Source organism: Pseudescherichia vulneris (assembly GCF_902164725.1).
Classification (GTDB): domain Bacteria; phylum Pseudomonadota; class Gammaproteobacteria; order Enterobacterales; family Enterobacteriaceae; genus Pseudescherichia; species Pseudescherichia vulneris.
Map to the genome: position 1 here is coordinate 296,022 of NZ_LR607338.1, position 2,868 is coordinate 298,889.

Genomic DNA, 2,868 nt, shown 5'->3' on the forward strand with positions numbered 1-2,868 from the left:
CACAGGGGCAGCGGCCGCAGGCGTTGCCGCGGTCGGATCGAGCTGTGTGTTAAGCGGCATCACCGGCGGCATGCTGGCGAACGTGGCGGGCATCACGGATGACATCACGCAGGCGGCGGCGGGGCTGGGGGACAGGCTCTTTCCGCCTTCGCCGGCAGGTAACATCGTCACCGGCTCGCCGGACGTGCTGATTAACGGCCTGCCGGCAGCCCGGGCAGCGGGCAGGCTCACCCCGGCGGGGATGCCGGACCCGGCGCCGCAGTCACCTGCCAGCTTCGCCGACTACGGCGGGATGCTGCTCGCTGCCGCCGGACAGACGGGCAGTGCGATGTGGCAGCCCACCGTGGCGTCAGCCGCCCCGGGCACCACGCCGCTGGAAGAGGACCGGGTGCTGTGCGACAAACACTCAGGGCCCCGGTATCTGGCGGAGGGGTCTGACAGCGTGTTTATCAACGGCCAGCCCGCGGTGCGCACCGGGGACCGCACCACCTGCGAGGGCACCGTCTCGGGGGCGTCGCCCAACGTCATTATCGGCGGCGGGACGCTGCGGGTGCGGGATATCCGCAGCGGGAAGGTGCCGGGGCTGACCATGGCGATGGTGGCCCTGTCGCTCATCCGCGGCCGCCCCTGCACCATTCTGAAGAATATGCCCTGCGCGCTGGCGGTGGCCGGGGGCGGGATGCTGGCAGATATGGCCGTTAACGCGGTCTTCGCCTCCCCGCACCCGGTGCATGCCGCCACCGGGGTGAAGGTGCTCAATGACGACAGTGAACTTGATTTTGTCCTGCCGGGCCGCTTCCCCCTGCGCTGGCAGCGGAGCTACAACAGCCTGAACACCCGCGGGGGGCTCTCCGGTCAGGGCTGGGCGACCGCGTTTGACGCCTTCCTCATGCTGCATGAGGGGGAGGTGACCTGGTATGATGAGACCGGGCGCGAACTGCGCTTTGCGCTGCCCCCGGTCGACCAGGCGCTGTACAGCATCAGCGAGGGGGTGATGGTCCGCCGCAATGAACACGGCGACGTGGCGATTGCCGACGACGACGGTGCCGTCTGGCGGCTGTTTAAACCTCTCCGCGCTGACCCCAGCCTGCTCCGTCTCGCCTCGCTCAGCGACGAGTACGGCAACGCCCTGGAAACGGCGTGGGATGAGCAGGGCCGCCTTACCCGGATTTATGACGAACCCCGGGCCATCGACGTCACCCTGCACTATGAGGATGAACGCTTCCCGCAGCGGGTCACCGCCGCCACGCATTTTTGACGGGGAGAAGACCTGGCCCCTGATGCGCTGGCGTTACGACGCACGCGGGCAGCTGGCCGCCGCCACCGACGCCAGTGGGGTGACCACGCGGGAATACCGCTACAACGACCACGGCCTGATGGTCTGGCACCGCCTGCCGGGCGGCCTGGAGAGTGAGTACCGCTGGCAGCAGTCTGACCACTGGCGGGTGGTGGAGACCCGGACCAGCACCGGTGACGGCTGCCGCATCGCGTATGACCTGGAGGCCGGGCTGACCACCGTCACGCAGTACGACGGGCAGACGCGGCGGCACTACTGGAACGCACAGAAGCTGATTACCCGCTTTGTGGATGAGCGCGGTGAAAGCTGGCGGTATGAGTGGAACGGGGATGAGCAGCTGGTGCGCCGCACCGACCCCCCCGGCCATGCCGTGACCTTCGAGTATGACGACACCGGCAACCGGGTGCAGGAGACGGACGCGGACGGCAACGTCCGGGCGACGCAGTGGCTTGCGCACCGCGCCCTGCCGGTGGCCGTCACGGAGCCGGACGGCAGGGTCACGCGCTTTTACTACGATGCGCACCACGGCCTGGCCCGCATCGTTGACGCCCTCGGGCAGAGCACGCTCCTGCACCGGGATGAGTATGGCCTGGTGGTGGAGGAGGTGGACGCCGCCGGAAACAGCCGTCACCGGGAGTATAACGACGCAGGCCAGCTCATCCGCGCCACGGACTGCTCCGGGCGCGTGACCCGCTACCGTTACCATGCTCCGGGCTGGCTCAGCGCGGAAATCACGCCCGACGGGGAAGAGACCCGCTACGGTTACGACCCGGCAGGCCGTCCGCTGCTGCTGGCGCGGGCGGAGGGCTGGGAAGAGCGCCTGACCTGGAACAGACAGGGCCTGCCGGTGGCCCATGAGGGGGCCGACGGCAAACGCAGCACCTTTGCTTACGATGAGGCCGGGCGACTGGTCTGCACCACGAACCCGCAGGGCGGGACGGTGCGCCGTCATTGGGACAGCCGGGGCCGCCTTACTGCGCTGGAGAATGAGAACGGCGAGACGTACCGGTTCCGCCGGGGGCCGGACGCGCTGCTGCTGGAGGAAGAGGGACCCGACGGGGTGGTCACCCGCCACGGGTATGATGCCTGCGGGCGCACCGTGTCACGCACCTTCGCCGCCGGGCATCCGCAGGCCATCACCCACACCTTCGCCTGGAGCCCGGGCGGGCAGCTGTTAACCCGCACCACGCCGGAGGGCCAGACCCGCCGGCACTACACGAAGGGCGGGCTCCTGAGCCGGATTACCGTGCACCCCGCCCTGGCGGAGAACGCCTGGAGCCGCGAGGCAGAGCAGGAGCTCTGCCTGGAGTACGACGCCCTCGGTCGTGTTATCCGTGAGCAGGGTGAGCACGGGGACCTGGCCTGGCAGTATGACGCCTCCGGCAACTGCACATCCTTACAGCTGCCGGACGGGCGCACACTGAAGCAGCATTATTACGGCAGCGGCCACCTGCTGGGCATCGCCCTGGACGGCCTGGCGGTGACGGATTTCACCCGCGACGAGCTGCACCGCGAGACCAGCCGCACCCAGGGGCTGCTCACCACCCGCAGCGAATATGACCGTCTTGGCT

General features: G+C 69.0%; 1 pseudogene. It reads left to right on the forward strand.

Going from position 1 to position 2,868, the window contains the following annotated elements:
• Positions 1-2,868: pseudogene (locus FN633_RS01205) on the forward strand (DUF6531 domain-containing protein); the annotation flags it as partial.